Genomic DNA, 24,322 nt, shown 5'->3' with positions numbered 1-24,322 from the left:
CAATAGAAATACAAAAAACTCACGTGCTTCACGTGAGTTTTTCATTCGCTTGCTGGTCAGCAACTATACTTGCCCAACCATAAAATTTAAACCTCTTGCAAAATCGCAGAAATCAATGGATGGTTAGCTTCCAATCCACAAACAGATTCCAATGTTTGTTCGTAGCCTTTCTCACTGATCAATTGTTGTAACCTGACAGCTTCTTCGTCTTGGTCATTTTTATATTTCAGGACGGCGGCAATGGTTTTTGCCAAGAAATTTGGCTGCTTATCCGTGACCTCCATGTACATGGTAGCAGGGCGAACCAAGCGATCGTTTGGCCCCAATTTACGGATAGGACCTCGGGCTACTCGGGTTACTTCATCTGAAATATAAGGGTTCATGAATCGCCCAATGATTTTGTCAATGTATGCTTGATGTTCATCTTTATCAAAGTGATAGGCTGCAACAAGTGCTTCTCCCGATTCGGACAGTGCACCCTCAATGATTTCTGTTACTTGCGGATCTTTCATTGCTTCATTGATCGTTGCATAACCCATCTGATGACCGATATACGCTGCTGTCGCATGACCGGTATTTACGGTGAATAGTTTCCGTTCAATGTAAGGTTTTAAGTCTGAAACATACGTAATGCCCTCGATTTCCGGTTTTTCACCTTTGATTGCTGTTTCCTCAACCACCCACTCATAATAAGGCTCAACCGATACCGCTAATAAATCCTCGTTTACTTGGTTTGGTACAATCCGATCTACGGCAGCATTAGGAAAACCAAACAGGGAATCAAATTTTGTATGTTCCGCCTCTGGTACATACGCCATCACTTTTTCCTTAAGCAAGGAACTGCCACCAACCATGTTCTCGCATGCAATCACATTTAACGGGGTTTGATTCGTTTCCAACCGCTTTTGCAACCCTTTGGCGATTAATTCCGCGATAATTGGCAAAATCGATGGGCCTACAGCGGTTGTTACAATATCCGCTTTCTCAATTGCTGCCACAACTTTTTCTGGATCTTTTACACTGTTGATTCCGGAAACATCTTTTACTGTCAACGTTTCTTTGTTCTCTGATGCGAGGGTAACTTGATAATGTTGTTTTTCATTAATCGCGTCAATGATTTCACTGTTTACATCAATAAACGCAGTATGGTAATTTGCTTGGTGTAAAAGAGCGCCAATAAAGCCACGCCCAATGTTTCCGGCTCCGAAATGTACAGCTAACATTTAGTTCACCTCATTAAACAGATCTAAAATTTCTTCTTTGGATTGAGCGTCCAGGATTTTTTGAATGTTTTCTTCCTCGGAACAAACAATCGCAATTTTTGACAGGATTTCCAAATGTTCGTCTCCTTTGCCGGCAATGCCGATTAATACTTTTACGATATTCCCTTTGCCAAAATCAACACCATCCGGTACCGTTACGATTGTTAACCCCGTTTCTTTCACTTCACTTTTAGCATCCTCAGTGCCATGTGGAATGGCAACATAATTTCCCATGTATGTGGAAGTTACTTCTTCGCGTTCAAACATCTTGTCAATATACGTTGGTTCAACATACCCGTTTTTCACAAGTATTTCACCTGTGTGACGGATTGCTTCTTCTTTGTCTGCCAGTTTTACATTTAATTCAATATTGTCTTTACTTAATACTTCTTTTGCCATCGTTCATACGCTCCTTATCAATATTCTGTTTACGTATTAAAAGTGAAAATCCCTTTTGCATGTATAATACAGTTCTGGAAGGAATCTACGTTTAAAGCAAATTTTTCTCCTTTAAAAATAACTCCATTTGCTTTTCCAAGAAGGCTCTAATTCGTGCTTCATTTCCCGACTGAAACAAACGAGCATTTGCCGGTCCTTGTATGAGCAAACTGCTTAAATAACTGAAAACATCCAGTGTTTCTTTTGGTGAATCATCACGGGCAAGCATTAGCAGCAAGGTATTGGCCTCCATTTGCTTGCCATCCATACCTTGAACTGAAATTGGCTGGTCCAGGCTATGGATTGTAAAACTTGGGCGTAAAACCTGGTTCGAACGGGTATGAAGCAGAACCATGGATGTGGATGGAATCCCTAGTCCACCTTTCTTTTCCCGTTCCAGCAATGTCGAAATTAACGTATCCTTGTCATGAATGAGTTGTTTAGTCGCCAAATTAGTACAAATCCATTCTAACACAGCATTCATTGATTGTTTTTCCGTCATTTGCTTTACATAAAATGAAGCGAGCAGCTCTAAGATAGCGGATGCGTATAGCTTCATGGATTCCAACCGTAGAAGAAAATCAGTATGTTTCATTTCCTCCGATTTGGTGGGTTTCTTGCTTACATTGGATACAAGATTTTTCTCACGTATGCGTCTTCGGATTCGATGCACTTCTGATTTTCTCAAGATCGGCGATGTTAGAATATAGTCGTGCTTAAATCCTTCCAACGGTATAGTTGAAACAATCAAATCGTATTGATCCGGGTCAATACTTGGTAAATCAAACATAGAAACATTTGTTACGTGTTTAATTTCCCGGAATTGCTGGGCCAGGTTTGAAGCCAGTATTTTTGCCGTGCCAATCCCGCTCGAACAAATCACTAATGCACTTAACTCTTTTGCCTCATGCATTAGCGCAGCAGCAAAATGCAGTACCAGATATCCAATTTCATCATCTGGAAAGACCATCTTCGGAAAAACCTCATTGGTCGCTTCCTGAATCAATTGAAATAAATCGAGATAATCCCGTTTAATCTCGTCCAACAGGGGATTCGTAATATTCATTCCTTGCTTTAACCGATAGATAGTTGGTTTTAGATGAGCGGCCAAATCATTTCGCAAAGCAATATTTCCCGTTAAATCCACATCCAGCTTGTTGCCAACATACTGGATTAATTTTTCGATGTTGTACACGATATCGATATTTGTATCTTCCAGCAAAAAATGCTGATCTTCCCGTAATTTTGCTCCCATTAAATGCATGGTAATATATCCAATTTCATCGTCGGGAATGTCCATGGAAAGGGATATCGCCAAATCCTCAATCATATCTTTGGCAATCCGATATTCTTTTGTTCCTTCCATTTGTTTTAAGAATTCCTTGTCAAACTGGATTTTATCCCCTTTTTTCAAGCGTTCCATGGCTAAAGCAAGATGAACAACCAACCCAATGTAGGCACTGTCTGCCAATTCATGTGGCAATTCTTTTCTTGCCTTCTCGACCCGCTGTTCAATCAGGCTTAAAGTTCCCGGATTCACCAGTCCCAACAATCGATGGGAAATAGTATTCAGCTCCGGTTTTGCCTGTTTTTGCATGTTTTCCTTGACTAGGTTGACGAATGTAAATGGATCAACATGCTTGGAAATTAGATTACTGATGGATACCCGTTTGTTTGCCTCACTACCCTTGAGTTCCACACCATATCCACGTTTTCGGATGATACCAAGATGGAAGTCTTTTAGCATTTGCTCCAACTGGTCGAGATCATTGCTAATCGTGGCGACTGTTACATGTAAATCAATAGCAAGCGTGATTAACTTGATTGGCTCCTTTGCACCAAGCAAGGATGCCAGAATAATCGTCCGGCGTTCTTCAGGTGTAAAATCTGTCGCGGTCATTTGCGATAGTGTTTGCACCAATTGTTCCTTATCATCCTCGTCTCCAATGATTCGAAGTCCAATGCCAGCTTTTTTAACAAGCTCCAATCGATGGCCAAATAACACTTTTTCGATACTTTTCAGGTCCCGGTGAATCGTACGTGGAGCCACATCCAACTGATCCGCGATTTCTTTGACTGTCATTCCTTCTTCCTTATTTAATAAAAGTTCGATTACCTTACGTGCACGACCGGTAATATACATGGGTTCATCCCCTTTTAAGACACGGTGGGTGGGTCATTGTATCATCGGCAAAACTCGGGATCAGCGTTTTGACTAAGAGACAATACGAACTGATCCCATATTTATTTCAGTCGTTCAACCAACTCGTCATATTTTGGGCTATTTAAGAAATTATCTACAGAAATATGCTCGGCGGTTGGCAGTTTTTCCTTCGCCCGCTCTGTCAGATCTTTATGAGTGATCACGATATCTGCATCATCCGGGATCTCATTAATTGCCTTGTTCGTAACAAACACATCAATGCCCGCTTTTTTAAACTTATTTTTCAATAGGGAAGCACCCATGGCACTCGATCCCATACCAGCATCACAGGCAAAAATAACTTTGTTAACATCATCAACTGATTTTTTATTCGTATCTTGCTGGTTGGTTGATTCTGTATCTTCGGAAGGCTCCTTTGCCTCATTGCTGTTTTTTAAGCGATCTACGAGTTCATCGTATTTCGGGCTATTTAAGAAATTTTCCACTGAAATATGCTCGGCAGTTGGTATTTTTTCTTTTGCCCTTTCTGTCAAATCTTTATGTGTGATCACAATATCTGCCTCACCCGGGATTTCATTGATTGCCTTATTGGTAACAAATATATCTTCAATGCCCGCTTTTTTGAATTTGTTCTTCAAAAGAGAGGCACCCATTGCGCTGGATCCCATACCAGCATCACAGGCAAAAATGATTGTGTTAACATTCGTTGCTTGTTTCGTTGCGTCAACTGCTGTGCTTTCTGCTTCTGATTCCGTTTGATTGATGGCACTTGCAACCGAGCTCTTTTTCCCTTTCATATCTTCCATTTGTTCCGTTGCTTCTGACAAGTCTTTTCCTTCCGATTTACTTGTTTTCAAAATTAGCGTAGCAACCAGGAATGAAACAATGGTTGCGATCAGAACACCAGCGATTACACCAAGGTAATTCCCATGTGGTGTCAGTGCCAAAATGGAAATAATGCTTCCTGGTGATGCAGGTGCAACAAGGCCTACATGAAAGAGTGACAAGGTGAACACGCCACTAATACCGCCAGCAATTGCCGCTACAATCATAGTTGGTTTTGATAAAACGTATGGGAAGTAAATTTCATGGATCCCACCGAGAAAGTGAATAATTGCCGCGCCAGGTGCAGAGCTTTTTGACATTCCTTTTCCAAAAACGGCAAATGCTAACAAGATCCCTAATCCAGGACCAGGGTTTGCCTCCAATAGGAAGAGAATCGATTTGCCGACATCGCCTACTTGCTCCATCCCGATTGGACTTAAAATTCCGTGGTTAATAGCGTTATTCAGGAACAAAATCTTTGCCGGTTCGATAATAATATTTGCCAGTGGAAGTAACCCGGCATTGATGATTCCCTCTACTCCAGCCGCCAATATGTGATTTAATGCCCCGACAACCGGACCGATGATTTTTACCGAAAGACAAGCTAAAATAGCACCCAATATGCCGACAGAGAAGTTGTTATAAAGCATCTCAAAGCCTTGCCTGATTTTATCCTGGAGCAATCCATCAATTTTCTTCAGTAGATATCCGGCAAGCGGACCCATAATCATGGCACCAAGAAACATTGGGATATCAGCACCTACAATGACACCCATCGTGGCAATCGCACCAATAACACCACCACGGACATCATGAATCATTCGTCCACCAGTATATCCAATTAATAATGGCAATAAATAAAATTTCATCGGGTCGACCAATGCTGCCAGCGATTCATTTGGTATCCAGCCATCACCAATAAACAAAGCGGTAATTAAACCCCAGGCAATAAATGCACCAATATTAGGCATGATCATACCGCTCAAATAGCTGCCAAAGCGCTGAATCTTCGCCTTAAAGCCTTTTTTAGCCATATTTCCTCCTCCTTCTATTTTTAAAAGTATATATTAATTCTTCTTCTAACTTTATTGTAACCCCAGACAAGTATCCCTTTTCAATCCATTTTTAATGTCATTTTGTCAGGGCCGATGTTGACATTATTTAATAACAATACCAACGAAAAAGGTGATTTGAATGTTACAAATTGAGGAGGAAAAGAATGGTAAAATAGATTTATGGCTCTCCTGTGTACATGAATGGTTCATTTTAACTTTCGATAACCAAGCTTCCGCGAAATTGTATTTCCCGTATGAACAATATTTTCCACCACATAATTGAGACGTTCTTCTTCCAATTGAAAGCTGACCAACCTAACACTTACTGCCGCTTCCACCTCTTTAAAACGGTTCAGTATCGGAGCTGCTACACTGGTAATGCCCTTCATCCGTTCATTATGGCATACAGCATACCCATCTGATTTTATTTTTTTCAGTTGCTCCAAAATAGATGTTTGATTTTCCTTTGGCACAAGCTGATGGATTCGTTCTATTTTTTCATCCTCCGGCATGTGGGCAAGCATCGTCAGGTTTGCTGCTCCGATGTTCAATGGAATTCTCAAACCAAGCTGATCATGTACGCGAATGACTTGTTGTGAACAGTCAATCCGTTCCATGATAATCGATTCATTCCCAAGTGGTTTCGTCAAATAAACACTGGCTTGCAGTATTTGCATCAGATGTTCCAACTCGGGACGGATCACACTGATATAATCCATGGTATCGTACACTTTTAAACCGTATTCCAGCCAAATTGGACCAAGTTCGTATAATTTTTGGTCAGGGTTTTGTTGGATCATTCCATGTTCAATCATGGATTTTAGTATCCGATGCATGGAACTAATAGGTAATTCACATGCTTTTGCTAGTTCAGTGATAGAAAGACGTTTTGTTGGGTCGTGCGACATAAAAACATTTACAATCTTCATTGCCCGGTCAATTGCTTGCATGATAGTACCTGCCTTTACAAAATATTTTAGTTAATATTACAAAAATATTGTTAGAAAGTATACATTTATGGAAGGGTGACTTTTGAAAATATATTGACTATTTATTTTTTGCCTCGTATAATCATACTATAATTTTCCGATGAATAAAATAAATTTCCGATCAACGGAAAAAGAAGCCTCAAATAAATCGTTCAATCAGTTTCTGACTTTACCTTAATGTGAATGGGGGAATAAAAGATGTTCAAAAATGTAATTGTTAAAAAACCCGGAAAAAGTTATGTGAATGGATTAACCACAAGTGATTTGGGTGAACCAAATTATGATAAATTGCTAGTTCAACACGAAGCATATATCGAAGCATTAAAGCAATGTAAAGTTACCGTTAAGGAATTGCCAGCAAGCGAGGATTTTCCGGATTCAACTTTTGTGGAAGATACAGCGGTATTAACACCGGATTTCGCGGTTATTACCAATCCCGGCGCTCCATCGAGAAATGCGGAGATTCAAGAAATGGAACCAGTATTAAAGGAATTTTACACCGACATTCGCTATATAAAAGCACCAGGCACGCTGGATGGCGGGGATGTGCTACAGATTGATGATCATTTTTATATTGGTATCTCCGCTCGTACCAATGAAACAGGCGCAACGCAATTGAAGAAGATTTTGGAATCCACGGGTTACAAAGCAACTATTGTGCCATTAAAAGAATTCTTCCATTTGAAAACGGGTGTCGCTTATCTTGGAAATAATCTAATTGTTGCAGCCGGGGAATTCATTGATCATCCGGATTTCACCCAATATGACAAGATTATTGTCTCCGATGAGAATGAGTACTCAGCGAATTGTATCCGGGTGAATGATTATGTCATTATTCCAAAAGGGTACCCCGAGACAAAAAAGCAAATGAATGATCGTGGGTACCAAACAATTGAAGTGGAGATGACAGAATTTCAAAAACATGATGGTGGTTTGAGCTGTCTGTCTTTACGTTTTTAATAGATTGCCAGCATAGAAGATAATAGGGTAAATCGTTCAACTACAGATCTCCAATAGTATATACACAGTAACGAAAGGAGTACTTACATGGATAAGTTGAAAACCACAACCTATTGTAATTCGATGGTAAACCAGTTAAAACATGTTGTTATGAAACATCCCAGGGATTCTTTCATAAGTCAAGATCATTTGAATGAACAATGGAAAACATATAATTATATAGAAGAACCCAACTATCAGGAAGCACTAAATGAATACGAGGAAGTCCGGGCTATTTTGGAAAAACATGTTGATCGAATCGATTATTTACCTGTACACAATCAAACGGGCATTGATTCAATCTATGCTCATGATCCCGTAAAATTCACCAGGGATGGTGCGATCATTTTAAAATCTGGAAAAGAACGAAGACAGCCAGAAGCGGAGGCCTATAAAGAATTTTTACAGCAGCAACAAATACCAATCATCGGGGAACTCACTGGTGATGCCGTTGCTGATGGCGGGGATATTGTTTGGCTGGATAAACGCACATTAGCGGTGGGGCATGGGTATCGTACAAACGATGAGGCGATTCGTCAATTAAGAGAAATGACTGCTGATATGGTCAATGAATTTATCGTTGTTCCTCTTCCGCATGACCAAGGGGAAGAAGCGTGTTTGCATCTGATGTCGATTATCAGTATGGTTGATCATGATTTGGCGGTTGTGTATTCGCCATTGATGCCTGTGTTTTTTAGACAACGGTTACTTGCACGTGGGATCGAGTTAATTGAGGTTCCAGCACAAGAATACGAGACTTTAGGGTGTAATGTGTTAGCGCTTGCGCCAAGAGTTTGTCTGATTGTAGATGGAAATGATGCTACCAAACAAAAGCTGGAAGATGTCGGTGCCACCGTTTATGCATATAAAGGGCAGGAGATATCGTATAAAGGAACCGGTGGACCGACCTGTTTGACATGTCCAGTTGTTCGTAGTAATTAAGAAAATTTTGCTGCCGTGGATGTTACTGAAACCAACTATACAAAGGGGCACGATGCTATGAGGGAAGAGCAAACAAACGATAAGTTAAAACGTTCTATGAAAAGCCGGCATTTATTCATGCTTTCGCTTGGCGGGGTAATCGGTACAGGTTTATTTTTGAATGCTGGTTACACGATTAATCAAGCAGGGGCGGGTGGGGCAATTCTGGCATATTTATTTGGCGGGTTAATTTTATACTTGGTCATGGTATGTCTTGGTGAACTCGCTGTATATATGCCTGTTACCGGTTCTTTTCAAGCATATGCTACCAGATATATTGGACCTTCCACAGGGTTTGCCCTTGGCTGGATGTATTTCGTTGGTTCAGCAGCCACGGCAGGTGTTGAATTCACTGCGGCCGGGATTATGATGCAATTTTGGTTTCCTGGTATTCCCGTATGGATTTGGTGCGCGGTTTTCATTGCTTTGTTATTTACATTAAATGCGTTAACGACACGAGGGTTCGCTGAGGCTGAATATTGGTTTGCCGGGATAAAAGTGGTCGCTGTTATTTTTGTAATCATTGTTGGAATAGCAGCCATTTTTGGTTTGATTCCTTTGTCAGATCGTGGAACGCCTTTTTTTGAAAATCTGGCGCCATCTACACTATTTCCAGCAGGGATTTCAATTGTATTTGTCACGATGATGAATGTAATCTTTTCCTATCAGGGATCGGAATTGGTCGGGATCGCAGCAGGTGAAACGGAAAATCCGGAAAAAAATATCCCTAAGGCCATTTTTAATATTATTTTTCGAATCGTAGTTTTTTATATAGGTTCGATTTTAATATTGTCAGCTATTTTTCCGTCATCAGAGTTGGGATTACTGGAAAGTCCGTTCGTTACATTACTGGAGCTTGCTAAAATTCCATTTGCGGCACATATCATGAATTTTGTTATTCTAACAGCGATTCTATCGGTTGGCAATTCGTGTTTGTATGCTTCAACACGCTTGCTTTGGTCCATGTCACATGAAGGGATGGCACCAAAAATATTCGGTAAGTTAACCAAACGAAAAGTTCCATTGAATGCATTGTTTTTTACGATAACATTCTCGTTTCTTTCATTATTAACCAGTTTCATGGCAGCCGATACAGTATTTGTTCTACTCATGTCGATTGCCGGTATTTCTGTGACGATATCATGGATGGGAATTGCGCTATCTCAATTGATGTTTCGTAAAAAATATCTCAAGGCCGGTGGAAAGGTTGAGGATCTGCGGTACAAGGTTGCTTTCTATCCGTTTATTCCATTATTTTGCTTAGGCGCTTGTTTAGTGGTTCTTATATTTCTGTTGTTTGATCCAACGCAACGAGCTGGCGTTTTATATGGTGTTGGGTTCTTAGCTGCCTGCTTATTGTTCTATCGATTTAAATTGGCCAAGAATGAAAACACCAAGGCAGACTCGAAGACAACATCGGCAAACATAAAATAAAAAAATTGTTCGAGGTGATACATCATGACAATAACCAAATGGGCAACACCTGAGTCATTACGCGATTTGCTAACTGAACTTGTCAGCTGGAAAAGCATTACCCTGTCAGAAGGTGAACGCCATTTTCCCCTGAAACTGCAAACCAAACTGCAAGGGCTTGACTATTTTCAAAAACATCCAGACTATCTTGCGCTTCATGATGCTGATTTGCGCCGAACGTTTTCGACAGCGCTTTACAAACATCCTGATGCAAAGGATACGATTTGTTTGGTTAGTCATTTTGATACAGTAAGCACCGAAGAATATGGGGACTTTGAAGCGCTGGCAACCCAACCGGAAGAACTGACCGATTTTTTAGTTGAGCGGGAAACAGAACTTCCTGAAGATGTACTAACAGATTTAAAGTCTGGTGATTATTTATTTGGCCGGGGAACGATGGATATGAAAATGGGATTGGTTACGCATATACATTTGCTGGAGAAAGCAAGTTTGGAAAAATGGCCAATTAACCTTTTGCTTCTGACCGTACCTGATGAAGAAGTCAATTCGTCTGGAATGCGGTGCGCCGTTCCTAAATTGTTGGAGTTGAAAAAGAGGCATGATCTCGAATATATCTTGTTTTTAAATAGTGAGCCGGTTTTCACGCAGGATCCAAATGATCAACAGCATTATCTGTATTCGGGAACAATTGGAAAAGTGTTACCAGCAGCGCTTTTCTATGGCAAAGAAACGCATGCAGGAGAGCCGTTAAGCGGGATAACGTCACCGTATATTGCTTCCTATTTGACACGGGAAATGGAGTGGAATCGCGCATTTCAAGAAACTTCCTTTGAAGAAACAACGCCGCTTCCGGTGACACTTCAGCAGCGGGATTTGCGGATGGAATACTCGACACAAACCCCATACCGATCATGCGCCTTATATAATGTTTTTGTAATGGAACAAAGCGCGTCCGAAGTTTTTGATCGTTTTGAACAAGTAGCGAATAATGCTGCTGCGAAAATAAATCAAGACTACGCAGCGATTTGCCGATCCAATCAGGTAGATCCGATTGGAGAGGTGAGGGTAATTCGTTATGAAAAACTATTGGCATATGCAACCAAAAAGTTTGGAACAGAATTTGTGGATACGGTCAAAGCAGATGTTCAATTTCATGATGAATGGGATGAGCGAGAAAAATCATTACGGATTACCGATAAATTGATGATTCAATGTCAGGAATTGGCGCCAGCTATTGTCATTTTACTTGCCCCGCCATATTATCCAGCAGTGAATTCCAGTGGGGATGAACTAGTTGAAAAATGTGTGGATTTTGTCAGACAACGCGCCAAAGAAAAGTTTAACCTTTCGATGGAACGAATCCATTATTTCAACGGTCTTTGTGATTTGAGTTACGTTTCATACAACGATTCAACAAAGGGATGGACCGCGTTTGAAAAAAATACACCTGTATGGAATGACAGTTATACGATTCCATTTACTGAAATGAAACAATTGGATGCACCGGTATTAAATATTGGACCGTTTGGAAAGGATGCACATAAACGGACAGAGCGTTTGCATATGAAAAATGCTTTTGAAGAGGTACCGGTAATTTTGGAAGAGATGATTCACATGATGCTTAAAAAAGCTAGTATGGAATAATTGACTCCCCAATGTCTTTTATCAACGTGGTATAGTAGCTCTCTGTGCAGGTAGCAGATAGAAAATGGTAATAATGAGGTGTCTACCAATGTTTAAATCAGAGCGTGTAAACTTATTAATTAGGATAGCAGGATCGTTATTTGTATATTTTCTGGTACTCTATAAAAATATACAATTATTCAATGAATGGGGAACTACAATTTTGTTCATTCTTGCTACAATATTTGTCATTGTCATCCTCGTAATGGATATTAGAAAATTGTTTGAAAAATAAGTGATTTCGTTGCTTTGTTCCACAAAAATTAGTTTGAAAACTAAACATCCATTTATTATGCGAATTTGTAGGACGCGATTTGTTATAAATAACTTTTGAACTTTTGGAAAGGATAATGGTGTACGAAAGGGTGTTTTTATGGTAGACGATAATGGTAAAAAATATACGGTAACTGGGACAGATATTGATGACGTAAAGAGGAAAAATGCGGATTCTGGTATGTCCTATAATGAAGTTAAGGAATTCATTGCTAAAAGTGTGTGTTCAAAAAGGAGGATAAAAAGGACCGAGAAGTTCTAGGCGGCGTAGCTTTGAGCACCGGAGTGTACATAAAAGGTACATGAGGAGCGGAAAAGCAAGCCAACGAGCTTCTTCAAAGGAAGGCCGACTAAAAACGGGCTTTGCGCCCAACGTCGGCATACCCCTTTTGCAGGGGCATGTCATTTTTACCGGACTTTTTGAACATCCTCTAAAACAACTGGTGGATATGGTACAGGTTCATACAGTGATACGAATGCTGAAGAAGTAAAGAAGGAGAACCAGTAATCGTTTATTCCGCTGGCCAATTAAGACCAGCGGATGTTTTTGCTTTAGTTCAGTTTTTCCGTTCCATTTGCTGCTGCGCCATTTTAACCATTTCTTTTACCATATTACCACCAATTGGACCGCTGATCTTTCCTGCCTGTTTAGAAGTAAGTTCCTCGTTTCCTTCTTCCTTAAGTGGGATTCCTTCTTCTTTGGCGATCTCATATTTGACGTCATCGGGATGCTCACTGTTTACGTTATAACCTTTAGCCCTCATAACTCGTGTTTTTAGCTGCTCCAAATCCTTTTTTGCCATGAATATCACCTCTCATGGTATAGGTTTTCCAAAAAGATAATATTCACCCTGGAGATATTTAGGATAAATGCTCGTTTTTGTGTTGTGTTTCAGTAACAATTATTTTAGATAAAAGACAGGATGATGGAAGTTATGAGTGTTTATATGCCCAAAATTACTCCTCACCTATGCTTCGATAACAGTATTAATCGGTTAATTTTCCCATACTGGCAGCCTCTTTCACTGACTCCTCTTCCCAGCATTTACACACATCGACCCATTCCTTGGCGAAGGAGAATTCGGCTAATTCTTCACAGGTCAATTCAATTGCAGAATTAGAGCTGCCACATGCCGGATAAACGGTGTCAAAACGTTGCAAAGAGATATCCAAATAGACATCAAGGTCTTGTACTAATCCAAATGGACAAACACCGCCAATCGCATGCCCTGTTTGTTCCAATACATCTTCTGGTGAAAGCATCCGTGCCTTGATTTGAAAAACTTGACGAAACTTTTTATTATCAATCTTGGCATCACCAGCAGTAACGATTAATATTGCCCTGTCTTCATTTCCTCTGAAGGATAAAGTCTTGGCGATCTGTGCTGGACGTACCCCGATCGTTTCTGCAGCCTGATCAACTGTCGCACTTGATGATTCAAATTCCATAATATCCTTATCCCGATCCCATTTTTTAAAATGATCTTTTACACTTTCCAATGACATGATACGCATCCTTTCTCTGATAATGTTACGAAAAATGATATCATTCCTGTTTGGTTATAGCAAAGGAAGTCCTAACCAAGTCTTATCATTCAACAGCCCAATTTCGTAAAATATCATTTTGGAATCTTTACATAAACACATAAATCAGTTATAATCATGACACATATTAATCATACTAAATTGATAAGGAAAGGGAGTTTTGGAATGGAAACCGCACAAAAGCTGAATCAACAGCCGGTCTCAATGAAACAGACTGCAAAAAACCCCGCTCCTCCGTTGAATCATTGGCAAAAGCCTCACGTTATTATTGGCTCGCTTGTTATTATATTACTCGGAGCCTATATATTGATTGAAACTACTCTGACACAAGGGGTCTTATATATATTAGGAATAGCACTCGGATTTACATTATTTCATGCGCGTTTTGGTTTTACTTCGGCATTTCGTCGATTGATGTCCGTGGGAAATGTTGAGGGTATTCAGGCACATATGATTATGCTTGCAGTAGCCTCAACCATCTTTGCAATTATTTTTGCAACCGGCTTTACATTGACTGGATCAAGTCCAAGCGGAAATGTTTCTCCTGTTGGGGTTAGTTTGATTGTCGGATCATTTATCTTTGGAATTGGCATGCAATTGGGTGGTGGATGTGCTTCTGGAACACTCTACCATGTGGGAAGCGGTCAATCACCAACTGTAATTACCTTGATTGGATTTATTGCCGGATCTGTGGTGGGTGCTTATCATTGGGGATTCTGGATGAACGATATGCCCAGCTTTCAACCATTTTCATTAGCTGAGTCTACTAATCTGGGTTATTTCGGTGCTTGGGCGGTACAGATCGTCCTGTTTGCCATCATTTATTGGGTTACCGTAAAAATAGCCAAGCGAAAGAAGCCGCCTATGATAAAGACGTTACCTACTGAACACGGCTGGAAGCGGATTTTTCGCGGATCATGGCCGTTAATTACCGCAGCAGTAGTGTTAGCAGTGCTGAATGGACTTGTTCTTATTGTTAGAGGAAGTCCATGGGGTATCACTTCAGCATTTGCCTTATGGGGTTCCAAAATTGTTAGTGCCTTTGGTATTGATGTATCCAGTTGGACGTATTGGAGTGGTGATCGTAGTGCATCATTAACCTCATCCGTCTTCACTGATTCGACCAGTGTGATGAATTTCGGGATCATCCTTGGCGCATTTATTGCTTCGTCCTCAGGTGGATTATTTAAGCCAAAAAAAATCAAACCCGGTGTGGCTCTAGCTTCACTCATTGGTGGTTTAATGATGGGATATGGTGCTCGCCTCGCATTTGGCTGTAATATTGGTGCTTATTTCAGCGGGATCGCTTCTTTCAGTTTGCACGGTTGGATTTGGGCCATCATGGCATTACTCGGAACATTTGTCGCCTTATTCCTCCGTCCATTGTTTGGTATGAGAAACCCGAATAAAAATGATTCATTTTGTTAGCAAGCTTTTAAAGAGTACAACTGAATACTGAATCGTTCCTGCAGTATCATAAGCCATGGAAAACATTTTAGTGTTTTAAAGCTGACATAAAAAGTCGTCTATTCTATCAAGACGACTTTTTATTCAGTTCACGTAAGAAGCAGGACTACTATTCTACAACCAAGCGTTAATAAATTATCCTTATAGTTGCAGGATTTAGTGGTTCTACCCCAAACCTTACCCCTTCAAATTAATTCCCTGACATAAATTCACTTGGTATGGAGGTTAAATCAATTCCCCAGACTATTGGGACAAGGAAATAAACAGCAGCAATAATAATGATGGTTCCCACGATGTTAACCCAGAAACCCGATTTAACCATTTCAATGATTTTCAGCTTACCGGTACCGAAGATAATGGCATTCGGTGGTGTTCCTACAGGCAGCATAAATGCACAGTTAGAGGCCATTGCACACGGAATCATAAGTGCAAATGGATGAATGTTTAGAGCAACTGCTAATGCTGCAACTACCGGTAGTATCATTGTGGCTGTTGCTGTATTGGAAGTAATCTCTGTTAACATCATAATCAGTAAGGTAGCGGCAGAAATAATTATAAGTAAATGTAAACCATCCAAAACCGTTAGTTGTTTACCCAGCCAATCAGATAGACCAGTCTGCGTAAAGCCTGCTGCCAAAAAGTAGCAGGACGCCCCAAGGAATATCACGGGAATCCTTCCAGGACAAGATACGACTTTCCGCGCGTGCCGGGATAGAAAAGAGCAGTATGGCGGCAAGCACAGCAATCATACCATCGGAAATTCCTGGTATTTCAACAATTCCTCCTTCTGTCCATAAGAAATCACGGGAAATCCACATAAATGCCGCAAAGAGAAACACAGCACCAACCATTTTCTCTTCATAGCTTATCTTACCTAATTTACCTCTTTCGTTCTGAATTAATTCCTTACCACCAGGCAGATGCTTTATACTTGTTTTAAAAGCAATTTTGCTCAAGTAAATCCATGTAAAGAAAATCATAAAAACAACAACCGGAACGGCAAATAACATCCAGGTTCCAAATGAAAGCTTCACACCAAATAGTTGATCAAGCTGACCTGCCAGAATAATGTTTGGTGGTGTTCCAATTAATGTTCCAAGACCTCCAATTGTTCCGGCATAACCGATACCAAAAATAAGCGATTTTTCAAATTTCGGTAATTCTTTTTCCCCGGGATCCCCTTTTAATACATTTGCTACTTGAGCGATAATAGCCAGTCCCATCGGAACCATCATCATAACAGCAGCAGTATTGGAAACCCACATCGATATGAAACCCGTTGCTGCCATAAACCCCAGTAAAATGCGCTGGATGCTTGTTCCAATTACGGAAATAATAAAAAGGGCAATTCGTTTATGCAAGTCCCATTTTTCCATTGCTGTTGCAATAAAAAAACCACCTAAAAATAAAAAGATAATATCATTTCCATATGCAGAAGCAACATCAGCACCATCCATTGCACCTGTTACAGGGATTAATATCAGCGGTAACAGTGAAGTCGCCGGAATAGGTATTGCTTCAGTAATCCACCATGTTGCAGTCCATAATGTTGCAGCAAGCACTGCCTTTCCTTCTGGTGATAATCCTTCTGGCTGGAAAAATAGCATTGTTAATATAAATAATGCCGGCCCTAAAATCAACCCAACCATTTGTGCTCTCGAATAAGGCTTTGGCGGCTGTTCACCTGACTTCCTGGAATGCGGCTGAGTTGTATCTTCCTCCGCAGCAACTTTAGTATTTCTATCTTCATCTTTCTCTTTTTTAGTAACACTTTTATACAAGGAAAAAATATTCAATAATTTCTTTGTGCGCTTATGCTGCCTCCAAAGCTCCTGCCAAGTGCCTGCCATGTAATTCATCACTTGTATCCCCCCTTGTTGTAATTGCAAACGATTACCTTGAATTCATTCCTATTTTCTGTTATTTTGTTTTCCTTGTCAACTTTTATCGGATTAACAAGAGATTAAAAGAAAAAGAGGACGTATTATAATCGACATTTACAAAACGTGGGGTTTTATCTCATTTTTTTAACACAACTTTAATAGGAAAATAAATATTTGTTACAAAAACAGACTTTTTACCCAGAAAAAGTCTGTTTTTGTTGTGAAATTGATTCTATTGTCACTGGTATATTCATTAAAAATCCGATAAATTAGACATGACAGAAAATTATGTCGCATGACGAAATAGAAAGGGGAGGATTTAACAACTTTTTGTAAAGCAAATTTTAAAGTAAGGGGGAGGCAGATGTTCAAAAGAATTTCAGTCGTTTTATTAACTGCATTGTTAGTATTCAGCAACTTTTTCTATGTAAACGCTGCAGAAATAGGCGAAAAAACATTAAAACAGAATACGGAAAAAAAGGTCGATCCCGATGCGAAAAAGCTAAAGGAAACGACGGACCCGGCTGAAAAGGTCAGGGTTATTGTCGAATTGAAACAGGATGCGCCGATTGAAAGGGCAACGAAAAAAGGTACGATGTTTAAGCGTTTACAACCCACTGAAAAAAAGCAATTGCAAGAAACAGCAAAACAAGAACAAAATACAATAAAAGACAAAATGAAGTCGAAAAAGATTGACGCTGATTTTTTACAGGAGTTTACAACGGTTGTCAATGGCTTTAGTGCTGAAGTGAAACAGGGGGATATCAACGCAATTAAGAAGATTTCCAATGTAGACACGGTACATATTGTCAAGGAATATAAGCGGCCGGAAGTAAAACCAGAGATGAAGTACAGTAAGGAATTAGTTGAGGCACAAAAAGCTTGGCGTGATTATGGTTATAAAGGGGAAGGGATGACGGTTGGCATTATTGATACTGGTATTGATCCATCCCACCGCGACATGATACTTTCCGATGATACGGATCCAGCTCTGACGGAAAAATCGGTCAAGCAAACAGTAAAAGATGACGGACTTCCAGGCAAGTACTATACCGAAAAAGTTCCATACGGCTATAACTATATGGATGAAAATGATGAAATTCTCGATAGTGCTGCAGGCGCCTCCATGCATGGCATGCACGTTGCCGGAACAGTTGGCGCGAATGGCGATGAGGATGACGGAGGTATCAAAGGAATCGCCCCGGAATCCCAATTGTTAGCGCTTAAGGTTTTCGGAAATGATCCGGAAATGCAGTCGACGTATGGTGATGTTTACGTAAAAGCTATGGATGATGCGATTAAACTGGGTGCTGATGCATTGAACTTAAGCCTTGGTTCTCCAGCGGGTTATGTCGACTCGGAATCACCGGAACAACAAGCAGTAAAACGTGCAACTAATAACGGTGTGCTCGTTTCTATTTCAGCAGGTAATTCCAATAAGTTCGCTGAAGGATTCTATTACCCATTAGCCTCAAATCCGGATTACGGGGTAAGTGGTTCACCAGGGGTGGCTGAGGATTCATTACAAGTAGCTTCCTATGAAAATTCGTACATGGATGTCGATGCAGTCGATTATACGATCGACGGAAAAGCAGACAGCGCACCATACCTTTCAGCTGGTAATACGGACCCGCCCGAAAAAACATCATTTGAACTGATAGAGGCTGGTCTTGGGACACCGGAGGATTTTGCCGACAAGGATGTCAAAGGTAAATATGCCTTGGTTCAACGTGGTGGGGATATTGGCTTTACGGATAAGGCGCTTAATGCTCAAGAAGCAGGAGCGGAAGGGGTCATTATCTATAATAACACCGATGGCATCGTTAACATGGCAACCGATAATGCCATTACTATTCCGCAATTGTTCATGTTGAAAAATGATGGAGACAAGCTTGCTGCTGCATTAAAGGACGGTAAGTCGGTGACGTTGGAATTTGGTGGCGGGAAGGAAAAGATCGACAACCCGGATGCAGGAAAAATGAGCGCATTCTCATCTTGGGGACTGACCCCCGATTTGGACTTTAAACCGGAAATTACGACACCGGGTGGCCAAATCTTATCGACGCTAAATGATAATCAATATGGAATGATGAGTGGCACATCGATGGCAGCACCACATGCGAGCGGTGGTGGAGCACTTGTCCTGCAGCGAATTGACGATAAATTTGGGTTGGATAATAAAGATCGGGTTACCATGGCTAAAAACTTGATGATGAATACGACTAAATTGGTTGAATTGGATGGAGCCTTTGTCTCGCCACGACGCCAAGGTGCTGGATTGATGCAGCTTCATGCCGCCATGTCGACACCAATAATGGTTACCGAGGCAAAAACCGGCGAAGCAAAAGTGGCATTAAAACAAATCACGAAAAACAAAGTAACGTTCGAATTAACGGCAGAAAACATGACCGATAAAGCGGTTACGTATGATGTGAAAGCCAATGCGCAAACGGATCAGCCGGTTGCCAATGGAGACGATACGTTGGTTGCACCGAATGAATTTGGCGCATTGGAACTGGATGACGTGGCAACCGTTAATGGAGAAGACACCAGTCAGGTGGAAGTACCGGCAAATGGTGAAAAGACGGTGACTGTTTCCATCGATGTCAGTTCGGTGGACAAAGAATTATCGGGCGTTTTTACCAATGGTTACTGGCTGGAAGGATTTGTGACACTAACAGATCCATCTGACAATAATCCGAAGATCAACGTTCCATATGTCGGTTTCAAAGGGGATTGGGATCAAGCACCAATTATGGACAAGCCAATGTGGGATAACGATACGTATTACGGCATGACCGGTGTTGTCACATCCAGCGGAAAAGATGAAGATGGAAACGAAGCATTTGATTTTCTGGGAGAGAATTTACAAACCGGAGAGATGGATCCAGGCAAAATTGCATTTTCACCGAATGGGGATAAGGTTCAGGATGACGCGCTCATGATCTTGTCATTCTTAAGAAATGCTAAAGAAGTTAAATTTAATGTATTGGATGAAAACAAGAAAAAAGTCCGCACCATTCGAACGGAATCCGATGTTGCCAAGAACTACTATGATGGTGGGCAAGGGCCAATGTACGACTTATTCTCCTCAAGAAAATGGGACGGAAAAATCGATGGAAAAATGGCACCTGAAGGAAAATACTATTTGCAGGTAGAATCGGTCATTGATTATGATGACGCAAATTGGCAATCCCTTGAAGTTCCTGTCGTGTTGGACACCACTGCGCCTGAATTAACGGCAGATTTTGATAAAGATACCCAAACGATAACCGTTGATGCAAAAGATAATGCAGGGGGAAGTGGACTTGCCTATTGGGATGTGCTGGTAGATGGTGAATCTGTTTTGGACAAGCCGTATGTAAACGGCGAAACAAAGCATAAGCTAACGAAAAAGTTGGGTTCGGAGCAATCTTTAACTGTTAAGGCAGTTGATTATGCTGGAAATGAAACCACAAAAGAAGTAGCTAAGTCAACTGACACAACGATACCGGACTTACATTTAAAAACACCAGAATTCCTTGGAGTGGAAGCAACCGGTGAAGTAGAATTTTCCGGATATGTAACTGATAAATCAGGCATTAAAGAAGTGACTGTTGATGGCGAAAAGGCCAAACTCACGTATAACAAAGATAAAGACCGCTATGATTTCTCGATAACGGTCAAACATGATAAAGACGGATATTTCTTCAAATCTATTAAGGCAGTTGACAATGCCGGTAATGAAGCAGAAATTGGCCGGAGATATTTTGTCGATACTCAGAAAGCCAAGCTTGATGTAAAAGCAGATCAAAAAACAGATGCCGATAAAATAAAAGTCGATGCAACTGTTACTGATAATTTTGATGATATTCGGCTATATGTGAATGGAAATGAAGTGTATAAGCATGATCTATCTGAACCATACGGCATGAATGGTTTTGATAAGACGATCAAAGACATTGCGTTAAACTTGGAAGACGGCAAGAACGAATTTGAATTTAAGGTCGTTGATCTAGGTGGGCATGTGACGAAAAAGACCATCGTGATCGAGAAAGAAAAGGATGATTCAGGTGATACCGAATCAACTATTGCTGTGATGAAAGATCTTGTTGATCAATATGAGGAAAATGGTGATATCAAAAGTCACGATACTGCTAAACTACTAAACATGCAGTTAACAACGATCGGTTATTTTGAGAATAGTGGAGCAATGAATAAAGCAATCAATCATATGAACACGTTTAAACAATTGCTCGCATTTTATCAGAATAATAGTCAACTAACTGATGATGCGGCTGAAACGTTAATGAAGCATGCAGATAATTTGATTAAAGAATGGCAATAGAAACTATTGGTAAATGGTGTTCCACGAAATGGGTAAAGTGGAACACGCTATAAGCCATTTCGTGTATTAGGAGTGGGATGATGAATGTTAAACGAATCTTTAAGGTGATCAATCATCTGATAACGTTTCTATTATTTGCTGCGCTGTTAATAATGTTGCTAACAGTCATTTCAATGAAGGCTTCAGGCGGAGAAGCAAGTCTGTTTGGCTACCAAGTAAAAACCGTTTTGTCCGGATCGATGGAACCAGATATTCGGACAGGTTCGATTATTGCAGTCAAGGAAACGGATAGTCAGCATCCATTTCATAAGGGTGATGTGATCACATTTAAAACAAATGATGGCATGATTGTGACCCACCGCGTTATGCAAGTTCAGAAGAAAGATCAGACCTATATTACAAAAGGTGATGCCAATGATGCACCTGACCTGGAACCAGTAGCACAAGAAAATATTATCGGGACGTACAGCGGTTTTACCATTCCTTATCTTGGATATGTTATGAGCTTTACCAATTCTAAGGAAGGTGCGGCATTACTGATGGTGCTACCGGGGGTTTGCCTTGTTATCTATTCGATAATTACGATATACCGAGCACTTCGACAGATTGAACAGCCTAAAAAGGAAATAGAAACAGAATCCAAGTAAAAATCTTATGGGCGGAAAAATAAAAGGAGGAATAATCAATGGGTATTAAAAAACAATTGGGTATGGGAGTTATGTCAGCAGCATTGGGGATCGCATTAATTGGTGGAGGCACATATGCATATTTTAGTTCAAGTGAGACAACCAATAATACATTTGCTGCAGGGAAATTGGACTTATCTGTTCAACCTACAACGGTGATTGATGTAGATGAATTACAGCCAGGAGATTCCGTGATCCGGGACTTTGAATTACAAAATAATGGAACGCTGGATATGAATAAAGTTTTACTGGAGACCGATTACAGTGTGATTGATGATAAAGGGGATAACACGGATGACTTCGGTAAATATATTCAGGTTGAATTCCTATATAATGCCGATCAACTAAATGAGGTTATTTACGAAACAACATTAGCTGAACTAAAAGATATGGATCCGGAAGTAGTACATGATGAAGTATTCAGTCCTTTACTAGGGAAGAAAGGATTGGAAGCAGGGGATGAACATGATTTGGTTGTCAAGTTTAAATTTATTGATGACGGAAAAGATCAAAACCAATTCCAAGGCGACTCCTTAAACCTGGAATGGACATTTAATGCACAACAGACTGCTGGCGATGAAAAATAAGATGAATACAATATCCCACTAAAATCACCAGGACTGCCCGTTAGCAATGGCAGTCCTGGCGATTGCTTGTATGCAAAATCATGATACTTCTTTATTCAACGCCTTAAACAAGGCAAATAACATCAAAATCATTACAAAGGAAAATGGTAATGCCGCGATAATAATCGTATTCTGAATTGCCGTTAATCCACCGACATAGAGCAGAATCAATGCTACAGCTGATTGGGAAACTCCCCAGATAATCTTGACATTATTCGGCGGGGTTAACGAACCATGTGTTGACTGCATCCCCAAAACAAACGTTGCTGAGTCTGCTGAAGTAATAAAAAACGAGCCAATTAGCAAAATAGCAAAAATGGAAAGGATGAATGATAATGGTAATTGATCGAACATATTAAACAATACAAGCTCTGTCGTGTATTGGGTCAAATCTACTCCGCTATTTTGTACATCACCTGCCGTTGTCCCAAATGCTGCAAACCATATTGAAGTAAATAATGTTGGAATCACCATGACGCCTAACAAAAATTGCCGAATGGTGCGCCCACGAGAGACACGGGCAATGAACATTCCAACAAAAGGCGCCCATGCAATCCACCATGCCCAAAAGAAAATGGTCCAGTTATTATGCCATTCCCGATTGTCCCCTGTAAGTGGAGCTGTGCGAAAGCTCATTTCCACAATATGTTGCATATACTTTCCAAACGTATCAGTAAACATATCCAGTATGAGCAATGTAGGGCCGACGATGATGACGATAACAAGTAAAAGAGCGGCAAGCACCATATTGGTATTGGATAAATATTTAATCCCTTTGCTCAAACCTGACCACGCTGAAGCAATAAAGAGAACCGTTACCACAGCAATGATGACAAACTGTGCGGTAAAACCAACATTTATACCAAATAAATGCGAAAGCCCTCCATTAATTTGCGCTGCCCCAAAACCAAGCGAGGTTGCTACACCGAATACAGTTGCAAATACGGATAGTACATCGATCAGCACACCAAGCGGACCGTTCATTTTTTCTCCAAATAACGGCTTTAATGTTGCTGAAATCAATCCTGGTTCTTCCTTACGAAATTGAAAAAAAGCCAATGACAGTGCCACAATACCATACATAGCCCAAATATGTACGCCCCAGTGGAAATAGCTATAGGCAAGCCCTTCCTTAAATGCTGCATCAGTACCTGGTTTCTCTGTGGCAGCATCAAGTGCATAGTTAAATAATGGCTCCGCTGCCCCGTAGAAAACAAGACCAATCCCCATACCAGCTGAAAACAACATAGCAATCCATGTTGGTGTTGAGAAATCGGGTCGTTCATGATCCTTGCCAAGGCGAATTTTGCCGTATGGACTAATGGCAATGATGATTGCAACGATGAGCATGACCGCCATCAACAGCATGTAATACCAACCGAATGTAGTAGCTACAAAATCCTTTATGTTGCCAGTTATTCGTTCAAATTGTGAAGGAAATGCCACACCAAATATCACGGCTAAGACGACTATTACCAATGTTATGTAAAAAACCCTTGTAACTTTCTTCATGAATCCCCCTGATAAAGTTTTGACATAGGATTAACAATAACAAAGACCAGCAAGCAATGCAATGGGACATGTGGAGGGTACATGAATCCTCAACAAATAAAAGGTCAGCACCAAAATCTATTATTGAAATTAATGAATAAAAAGAGTGCATGATTGACCGGCATGTGCTATGA

Annotated in this window: 16 protein-coding genes and 1 pseudogene; 8 read left to right on the top strand and 9 right to left on the bottom strand. The window is 40.5% G+C overall.

The genetic code is table 11. From position 1 onward, the window contains the following. Positions 1–86: 86 nt before the first annotated feature. The 5 genes from ABRT01_RS01180 to ABRT01_RS01160 all read right to left on the bottom strand — a co-directional run bounded on the left by ABRT01_RS01180 (position 87) and on the right by ABRT01_RS01160 (position 6,694). Entirely contained in the window at positions 87–1,223 is a 1,137-nt protein-coding gene (locus ABRT01_RS01180) for a mannitol-1-phosphate 5-dehydrogenase (protein ID WP_367746118.1), read from the bottom strand. Beyond that, positions 1,224–1,661, bottom strand: coding sequence for a PTS mannitol transporter subunit IIA (locus ABRT01_RS01175; RefSeq protein ID WP_269411637.1), 438 nt, complete (start codon positions 1,659–1,661; stop codon positions 1,224–1,226). A gap of 91 nt (positions 1,662–1,752) precedes the next feature. After that, complete coding sequence (locus tag ABRT01_RS01170) at positions 1,753–3,843, bottom strand: BglG family transcription antiterminator (protein WP_367746117.1); 2,091 nt, start codon at positions 3,841–3,843, stop codon at positions 1,753–1,755. A gap of 101 nt (positions 3,844–3,944) precedes the next feature. Continuing rightward, entirely contained in the window at positions 3,945–5,723 is a 1,779-nt protein-coding gene (locus ABRT01_RS01165) for a PTS mannitol transporter subunit IIBC (RefSeq protein WP_367746115.1), read from the bottom strand. Positions 5,724–5,950: 227 nt separating this feature from the next. Then, positions 5,951–6,694 (bottom strand): IclR family transcriptional regulator, encoded by a 744-nt coding sequence (locus tag ABRT01_RS01160; RefSeq protein WP_367746114.1) that lies wholly within the window; start codon positions 6,692–6,694, stop codon positions 5,951–5,953. Positions 6,695–6,931: 237 nt separating this feature from the next. Here ABRT01_RS01160 and ABRT01_RS01155 point away from each other — a divergent pair, with 237 nt between their 5' ends. From ABRT01_RS01155 to ABRT01_RS01140, 4 genes are all read left to right on the top strand, one after another. Next, positions 6,932–7,693: a dimethylarginine dimethylaminohydrolase family protein gene (locus ABRT01_RS01155; protein ID WP_367746113.1), complete on the top strand. Its 762-nt coding sequence runs from the start codon at positions 6,932–6,934 to the stop codon at positions 7,691–7,693. 87 nt (positions 7,694–7,780) lie between these two features. After that, a complete protein-coding gene (locus tag ABRT01_RS01150; protein WP_367746112.1) occupies positions 7,781–8,674 on the top strand; it encodes a dimethylarginine dimethylaminohydrolase family protein in 894 nt (297 codons plus the stop codon). Between the two features lie 57 nt (positions 8,675–8,731). Further along, on the top strand, positions 8,732–10,147 hold the full coding sequence (locus ABRT01_RS01145; RefSeq protein ID WP_269411643.1) for an amino acid permease: 1,416 nt from the start codon (positions 8,732–8,734) through the stop codon (positions 10,145–10,147). Positions 10,148–10,171: 24 nt separating this feature from the next. Then, positions 10,172–11,791: a M20/M25/M40 family metallo-hydrolase gene (locus tag ABRT01_RS01140; protein WP_367746109.1), complete on the top strand. Its 1,620-nt coding sequence runs from the start codon at positions 10,172–10,174 to the stop codon at positions 11,789–11,791. An 869-nt stretch (positions 11,792–12,660) separates the two neighbouring features. Here the strand turns inward: ABRT01_RS01140 and ABRT01_RS01135 are convergent. Further along, positions 12,661–12,906 (bottom strand): alpha/beta-type small acid-soluble spore protein, encoded by a 246-nt coding sequence (locus tag ABRT01_RS01135; protein WP_367746107.1) that lies wholly within the window; start codon positions 12,904–12,906, stop codon positions 12,661–12,663. Positions 12,907–13,090: 184 nt separating this feature from the next. Continuing rightward, complete coding sequence (locus ABRT01_RS01130; RefSeq protein WP_269411647.1) at positions 13,091–13,609, bottom strand: YbaK/EbsC family protein; 519 nt, start codon at positions 13,607–13,609, stop codon at positions 13,091–13,093. 204 nt (positions 13,610–13,813) lie between these two features. On the opposite strand from ABRT01_RS01130, the gene ABRT01_RS01125 reads away from it, so the two are divergent. Then, positions 13,814–15,076 carry a YeeE/YedE family protein gene (locus ABRT01_RS01125; RefSeq protein WP_439649435.1) on the top strand — a complete coding sequence of 421 codons (1,263 nt, stop codon included), beginning with the start codon at positions 13,814–13,816 and terminating at the stop codon, positions 15,074–15,076. A gap of 229 nt (positions 15,077–15,305) precedes the next feature. On the opposite strand, the pseudogene ABRT01_RS01120 reads toward ABRT01_RS01125, so the two are convergent. Then, positions 15,306–16,722 (bottom strand): annotated as a pseudogene (locus ABRT01_RS01120) (SLC13 family permease). Positions 16,723–17,362: 640 nt separating this feature from the next. Here ABRT01_RS01120 and ABRT01_RS01115 point away from each other — a divergent pair. The 3 genes from ABRT01_RS01115 to ABRT01_RS01105 all read left to right on the top strand — a co-directional run bounded on the left by ABRT01_RS01115 (position 17,363) and on the right by ABRT01_RS01105 (position 22,598). Continuing rightward, positions 17,363–21,325, top strand: coding sequence for a S8 family serine peptidase (locus ABRT01_RS01115; protein ID WP_367746105.1), 3,963 nt, complete (start codon positions 17,363–17,365; stop codon positions 21,323–21,325). Between the two features lie 80 nt (positions 21,326–21,405). Then, positions 21,406–21,972 (top strand): signal peptidase I SipW, encoded by a 567-nt coding sequence (gene sipW, locus ABRT01_RS01110; protein WP_269412482.1) that lies wholly within the window; start codon positions 21,406–21,408, stop codon positions 21,970–21,972. 38 nt (positions 21,973–22,010) lie between these two features. Further along, on the top strand, positions 22,011–22,598 hold the full coding sequence (locus ABRT01_RS01105; protein ID WP_269411649.1) for a CalY family protein: 588 nt from the start codon (positions 22,011–22,013) through the stop codon (positions 22,596–22,598). Between the two features lie 78 nt (positions 22,599–22,676). Here ABRT01_RS01105 and ABRT01_RS01100 read toward each other — a convergent pair whose 3' ends face one another. Continuing rightward, positions 22,677–24,149 (bottom strand): BCCT family transporter, encoded by a 1,473-nt coding sequence (locus tag ABRT01_RS01100; RefSeq protein ID WP_269411650.1) that lies wholly within the window; start codon positions 24,147–24,149, stop codon positions 22,677–22,679. Between the last annotated feature and the right edge of the window lie 173 nt (positions 24,150–24,322).

The organism is Lentibacillus sp. L22 (genome assembly GCF_040812445.1).
GTDB classification, from domain to species: Bacteria; Bacillota; Bacilli; order Bacillales; family Amphibacillaceae; genus Lentibacillus_C; species Lentibacillus_C daqui.
This window is presented reverse-complemented; position numbering and strand designations above follow the sequence as displayed.

Bases quoted from the DNA above. Each gene is read 5' to 3' on its own strand.
- ABRT01_RS01180 (WP_367746118.1), bottom strand. From the start codon at position 1,223: ATGTTAGCTGTACATTTCGGAGCCGGAAACATTGGGCGTGGCTTTATT.
- ABRT01_RS01145 (WP_269411643.1), top strand. From the start codon at position 8,732: ATGAGGGAAGAGCAAACAAACGATAAGTTAAAACGTTCTATGAAAAGC.
- ABRT01_RS01155 (WP_367746113.1), top strand. From the start codon at position 6,932: ATGTTCAAAAATGTAATTGTTAAAAAACCCGGAAAAAGTTATGTGAAT.
- ABRT01_RS01125 (WP_439649435.1), top strand. From the start codon at position 13,814: ATGGAAACCGCACAAAAGCTGAATCAACAGCCGGTCTCAATGAAACAG.
- ABRT01_RS01115 (WP_367746105.1), top strand. From the start codon at position 17,363: ATGTTCAAAAGAATTTCAGTCGTTTTATTAACTGCATTGTTAGTATTC.
- ABRT01_RS01150 (WP_367746112.1), top strand. From the start codon at position 7,781: ATGGATAAGTTGAAAACCACAACCTATTGTAATTCGATGGTAAACCAG.
- ABRT01_RS01160 (WP_367746114.1), bottom strand. From the start codon at position 6,694: ATGCAAGCAATTGACCGGGCAATGAAGATTGTAAATGTTTTTATGTCG.
- ABRT01_RS01105 (WP_269411649.1), top strand. From the start codon at position 22,011: ATGGGTATTAAAAAACAATTGGGTATGGGAGTTATGTCAGCAGCATTG.
- ABRT01_RS01135 (WP_367746107.1), bottom strand. From the start codon at position 12,906: ATGGCAAAAAAGGATTTGGAGCAGCTAAAAACACGAGTTATGAGGGCT.
- ABRT01_RS01140 (WP_367746109.1), top strand. From the start codon at position 10,172: ATGACAATAACCAAATGGGCAACACCTGAGTCATTACGCGATTTGCTA.
- sipW (WP_269412482.1), top strand. From the start codon at position 21,406: ATGAATGTTAAACGAATCTTTAAGGTGATCAATCATCTGATAACGTTT.
- ABRT01_RS01170 (WP_367746117.1), bottom strand. From the start codon at position 3,843: ATGTATATTACCGGTCGTGCACGTAAGGTAATCGAACTTTTATTAAAT.
- ABRT01_RS01165 (WP_367746115.1), bottom strand. From the start codon at position 5,723: ATGGCTAAAAAAGGCTTTAAGGCGAAGATTCAGCGCTTTGGCAGCTAT.
- ABRT01_RS01130 (WP_269411647.1), bottom strand. From the start codon at position 13,609: ATGTCATTGGAAAGTGTAAAAGATCATTTTAAAAAATGGGATCGGGAT.
- ABRT01_RS01175 (WP_269411637.1), bottom strand. From the start codon at position 1,661: ATGGCAAAAGAAGTATTAAGTAAAGACAATATTGAATTAAATGTAAAA.
- ABRT01_RS01100 (WP_269411650.1), bottom strand. From the start codon at position 24,149: ATGAAGAAAGTTACAAGGGTTTTTTACATAACATTGGTAATAGTCGTC.